At 70.4% G+C, this 5018-nt stretch carries 5 protein-coding genes; 4 read left to right on the top strand and 1 reads right to left on the bottom strand.

Annotated elements, in window-relative coordinates; all coding sequences use genetic code 11:
* Nucleotides 1–26: 26 nt before the first annotated feature.
* From VF794_RS16030 to VF794_RS16040, 3 genes are read left to right on the top strand one after another with little or no spacing between them, the layout of a single operon-like run.
* A complete protein-coding gene (locus VF794_RS16030) occupies nucleotides 27–1049 on the top strand; it encodes a hypothetical protein (protein WP_331111318.1) in 1023 nt (340 codons plus the stop codon).
* A 12-nt stretch (nucleotides 1050–1061) separates the two neighbouring features.
* Nucleotides 1062–3623 (top strand): ABC transporter permease, encoded by a 2562-nt coding sequence (locus VF794_RS16035; protein ID WP_331111320.1) that lies wholly within the window; start codon nucleotides 1062–1064, stop codon nucleotides 3621–3623.
* A gap of 5 nt (nucleotides 3624–3628) precedes the next feature.
* Nucleotides 3629–4018, top strand: coding sequence for a response regulator (locus tag VF794_RS16040; RefSeq protein ID WP_331111321.1), 390 nt, complete (start codon nucleotides 3629–3631; stop codon nucleotides 4016–4018).
* Between the two features lie 6 nt (nucleotides 4019–4024).
* On the opposite strand, the gene VF794_RS16045 is transcribed toward VF794_RS16040, so the two are convergent.
* Nucleotides 4025–4351, bottom strand: coding sequence for a PilZ domain-containing protein (locus VF794_RS16045; RefSeq protein WP_331111323.1), 327 nt, complete (start codon nucleotides 4349–4351; stop codon nucleotides 4025–4027).
* A gap of 233 nt (nucleotides 4352–4584) precedes the next feature.
* Here VF794_RS16045 and VF794_RS16050 point away from each other — a divergent pair.
* A partial coding sequence (locus tag VF794_RS16050; protein ID WP_331111325.1) for a hypothetical protein occupies nucleotides 4585–5018 on the top strand: 434 nt, incomplete at its 3' end.

Here is a 5018-nt window from a genome sequence, read left to right on the forward strand (position 1 = left end):
TGCTTGTGGGACAATGGCGGCCCATCGTGAAGACACTCCGGTACTCCCTGCTCGCCTCGCTCCTGCTCGTGCCCCTGCTTCCGGGGCCCGCGGCGGAAGAACGCCCCACCACCGTCTCGGTGCTCGAACCCGCCGGCAAGGACTGTGAGTGGATTCAGCTCGAGCCCTTCACGTCGACGCGGCGGGTCCTCGCGCGACTCGCGGTGGACTGCCAGGGAGGAAGCACGGCGCTGAGCCGGGACGGCAAGCGTGGCGCGGTGCGGTTCTGGCGCGGAGGGGTCAGCGCGCCCGTGGTGGGCAGGCCCACGTTCCCCGAGCCCTTTCCCTCTCCCGCGTTCCGCGACCGCTTGTTCCTCGTGGAGCTCACGGCGGGTGGGGTCGAGGAGCTTCCGTTGCCTCCCTCGGGCGAACTCGTCGAGTTCGGCTTCGATGCCGGGGGCCGGCTGCTCGGGCTCACCCTGGAGCTGGTCGCCCCGGCCCAGAAGGAGACGCGGACGGTGGAGATCGACGGGAGGGGGAGCCGAGAGCGCCAGGGCTCGGGGCGCACGCTGCTGGCCCACGCCTTCGCCTACGAGGGAGGGACGTGGACACGACTGGCCTCGAAGGCGTCCACGGAGTTCGCGGGGACCCGCGTCCTGGCGCTCCGGAAGGAGCTCGGCGAACGGTCGAGCCGCTCGCTGGATCCGCGCTTCGAGCCCCGGGAGATCGAGGACGACGAGGTGCTCGACCAGTTGTACGAACACGCGCCGGAGCAGCCCGAGGGAGAATGGACCCTGCTCCGGAGCGGGCGTTACACCCTGGCGCTCTGGGGCACGCCTTTCGGTGACGAGTTGCTGGCGACGGGCCTGCTCCGGCGCGTGGAGAAGGGGAGGGTGGTACCGCTCCCCGGTCATTCCTACCGCGAGAACGATCTGGTCAGCATCCAGTCCCTCGGGCCCTTCCTGCTCGTCTCGTTGGCCGACTCCGGTGGGCATCCCCGCCTGTACCGGGACAAGAAGCTCGTCTGGAGCTCGGAGAGCGCGCGGGCGGTGACGTTCTGGCCGAGGTAAGGTAGGCCCTACATGTTCGCGCTGCTCCGCCTCGTCTCCCTGCGACACTTCCTGGGTTCTCCCCTGCGTACCGCCCTCACGGTGCTGGGCGTGGCCGTGGGGGTGGCGACCATGGTGGGAGTGATGTCCATCAATGGCTCGGTGCTGGACGCCTTCCGCTCGACAGTGGACGCCATCGCCGGCAAGGCGGACCTCACGGTGGCGGGCGCGCAGACGGGCTTCGAGGAGTCCGTGCTGGAGCGGGTGCGGGCGGTGCCCGGGGTGACGCACGCCTCGGGGGCGATGACGGTGATTGCCCCGGTGAAGGGCGCCCCGGGCGAGCGGCTCTACGTGATGGGCGTGGACCTGCTGGATGACGGCCACTTCCGCACCTACGAGGGCGTGGACAAGGACCTCGGCACGCTCTCGGATGACCTGGAGTTCCTCAACTCGACGGACCGGATGCTCGTCTCGGAGCGCTTCGCGCGCGAGCACGGGTTGAAGGTGGGGGACACCTTCCAGCTCATCACCGGGAGTGGGCCCCAGGACTTCGTGGTGCACGCGCTGATCCGCGAGTCGGGGCCGGTGAAGGCCTTCGGCGGCTCGGTGGGGGTGATGGACGTGGCGTCGGCGCAGGCGGCCTTCGGGCGCGAGCGGGTGCTGGATCGCATCGACGTGGCGGTGGACCCGGGGGTGGGCGTGGAGGCGGTGCGGGCGCGTCTCCAGGCGGCCCTGGGCGGAGCCTTCGAGGTGGAGCGCCCGTCGCGCCGAGGGGGCTCGGTGGCCACCATGGTGCGCAGCTTCCAGTTGGGGCTGAACCTGGGCTCCGCGGTGGCGCTGCTGGTGGGGGTGTTCCTCGTCTACAACACCATCGCCATCGGCGTGGTGCAGCGGCGGCGCGAGATTGGAACGCTGCGCGCACTGGGGGCCACGCGCCTGCGCATCCGCGCCCTCTTCACGCTGGAGGCGCTGGTGCTGGGCGGGGTGGGCACGGCGGTGGGGCTGCCGCTGGGCGTGCTCGTGGGCCGGGTCGCCATCGGCTGGGTGTCCACTGCCATCTCCAGCCTCTACGTGCAGGTGAACGCGCGCGACGTGACGGTGGGGCCGCTGGAGCTGGGCCTGGGCGTGGCGCTCGGGGTGCTGGGCAGTGGCTTCGCGGCACTGCGGCCGGCGCTGGTGGCCTCGAGCGTGCCTCCGGTGGAGGCGCTGCGCCGGGACGCGGCCCAGGGCGCGGACGTGGGGACGCGCTCGGTGACCACGGTGCTCGGGGTGGGATGCCTGCTGCTCGTCCACCCGGCCACGCTGCTGCCCTCGCCCCTGGAGAACATGCCGTTGGGGGGCTACCTCTCCGTCTTCCTCGTGCTGATGGGGGCCACGCTGCTGGCCCCGCTGGTGCTGCGCCTGCTGTGGCGCGTCTACCAGCGCCCGGGCGAGGCGCTGCTGGGCGTGAGTGGCCGGCTGGCGGCGGACAATTTCGCGCGGGCGCCCGGGCGCACGGCGGTACCCGTGTCCGCGCTGGCCATCGGCGTGTCCATGTCGGTGTGCCTCTCCGGCTTCGTGGGCTCCTTCCAGACGGCCTCGCACCGGTGGTTGGATCAGTCGGTGCCGGCGGACCTCTTCATCACCTCGGCGGCGCGTATCGCCGGCAGCCGCAACCAGCCCATGGGGCCGGAGCTGGCCGAGGAGCTCGCGGCGCTGCCCGGGGTGGAGGAGGTGGACCGGGTCCGCGTGCTACCCCACGACGTGCTCGGCCTGCGCGCCTACGTCATCTCCCTCACCCCTGAAATCTACGAGCGTCACGGGCGGCCCGAGCTCCTCGAGGGCCGACTGCCCACGCGCGAGGAGCGGCTGGCCGGACGGGTCATCATCTCGGAGAACCTCTCGCGCCGCAGGGACCTCCACCTGGAGGACACCTTCGAGATGTCCACGCCCACGGGCTCGCGCACCTACACGGTGGCCGCCGTGGCGGTGGACTACACCTCGGACCAGGGCGTCGTCTTCCTGGCGCGCGAGGTCTACCAGGCGCACTTCCAGGACGACCAGGTGGACACCTTCGAGCTGTACCTGTCGGACCGCTCGCGGCTGGACGCGCTGCGCCGGACCATCACCGAGCGCTGGGGCGAGCGTCACCAGCTCTACGTCTTGAGCAACGCGGACCTGCGCCAGGAGGCCACGGAGCTGATCGACGATGCCTTCGCCGTCTCCTACGCCATGGAGGTGGTGGCGGTGCTGCTGGCGCTGCTGGGGGTGGTGAACACGCTGCTGGCGGCGGTGCTGGACCGGACGCGGGAGATCGGCCTGCTGCGAGCGGTGGGCGCGTCGCGCTCCCACATCGTCCGACTCTTCGTGGGAGAGGCGGCCTTCATCGGCCTGTCAGGAGGGCTCATCGGAGCACTGGCGGGCCTGTGGATGGGCCTGCTGGTGACCGACGTGGTAGGCGGTCAGGCCATGGGTTGGAGCTTCCCCTACATCTTCCCCACCCGGCTGGCCTTGACGATGGGGGGTGCTTCTACACTGTGCGCCATCCTGGCCGGGCTGTATCCTGCGAGCCGAGCGGCCACCCTGAACGTGGTGGAAGCGCTCGCCTACGAGTGAGTCCCATGGCTGCGAACCTCCAGAATCCCTTCCACATCCTCCTGGTCGAGGACGAGCCCGTCATCCGGGAGCTCGTGCGTTCCATGCTGAGCGACGGGGCCGTGGAGGTGGTGTGCGCGGCCAACGGCATCGAGGGCCTGAAGCTGGCCAAGAGCCGGCCCTTCCAGCTGGTGCTGATGGACGTGGTGCTGCCGCAGCTGGACGGCATCTCGGTGTGCCGGATGCTCAAGAGCGATCCGACGACGTCGAAGGTGCCCGTCTACATGCTCACCGCCAAGTCCAAGAAGGCGGACATGGAGAGCGCCACGATGGCGGGCGCGGACGGCTACATCCAGAAGCCCTTCAAGGGCGCGGAGCTGATGGCCCTGGTGGATCGGCTGCGCAAGACGGTCTGACCCGGTTCAGGGCAGGCGCGGGTGGAGGTAGCGCGCCAGCAGCAGGAAGTGATCCCAGTCCACGTCGGTGAACTCGACGGCCACGCCGTGCGCCTCGCGACGGACGATGGTGCACTGGGCGCGGATGTCCCCGAGCCCCGGCAGCGGCAGCGTGAGGGTGAGGTTCTGGATGGTGTCCGCGGGCTGGCCGATGAGGAACAGGCCCGCCATGGACAGGTCGCGCGCCTTGACGAGCACGGTGCGCTCGCCGAGGTGGACCTTGACCATCCAGTTGGCTTCCACACGCGGGTGGTAGCGCTCCGGAACGATGCGGCCAGTGATGTTCAGCGTCATGAGGGGCTCCTCGGGGTGCGACAGGTAGCTACGAGTGTGGGGCAGCTCCTACAGGTCGCAACTTTTCGTCCGAGCCCCGTCCACCGGACCGTCCATGTGCGCGGACGAGGCCTCCGCCGTGTGGAGGGTTTGCCGGGAGGGGGCTGACGCCAAGTACCCGAGATGACTCCGAGCGCGGGTTGGCACGCCGGCTGAAGAGGCCCTGGCGCATCACCAGACTCAGGAGGCATCTCGTGGAGAACGGCAATCGGATTGGCTCGCTGTCCATCACCCCCACCGTGGCGAGGCAGACGCCGCAGAACGACTTCGGCACGGTGTTCGCGCGCACGGCGCAGGAGGTGGTGCGCTCGGGAGCCGGGGTGGCGGCGGCGCTGTTGCCGGGGGGACCGGCGGTGAGCGCGGCGGTGTCGAGCATCAGCTCGGTGGTGTCGTCGGCGGCGTCGGGCGTCCGGAGCGCCTCGGCGGTGCCTCTGCCCGGGGGCGCGGGAGGCGCGGGCGGCCCGGTGGGAACCAGCGGGCAGGGGGGAGACCAGTGGGACCTGCTCGCGGCCCAGAAGGAGATGCAGGCCGACGGCATGAAGATGAACCTGGCCTACATGGAGCTCCAGAACGACATGCAGAAGGAGAGCCGTGCGCACAACGCCCTCTCCAACATCATGAAGGTCCG

The sequence above is a fragment of the Archangium sp. genome (assembly GCF_036389735.1).
Lineage (GTDB): Bacteria > Myxococcota > Myxococcia > Myxococcales > Myxococcaceae > Archangium.

Bases quoted from the DNA above. Each gene is read 5' to 3' on its own strand.
- VF794_RS16035 (WP_331111320.1), top strand. From the start codon at position 1,062: ATGTTCGCGCTGCTCCGCCTCGTCTCCCTGCGACACTTCCTGGGTTCT.
- VF794_RS16040 (WP_331111321.1), top strand. From the start codon at position 3,629: ATGGCTGCGAACCTCCAGAATCCCTTCCACATCCTCCTGGTCGAGGAC.
- VF794_RS16045 (WP_331111323.1), bottom strand. From the start codon at position 4,351: ATGACGCTGAACATCACTGGCCGCATCGTTCCGGAGCGCTACCACCCG.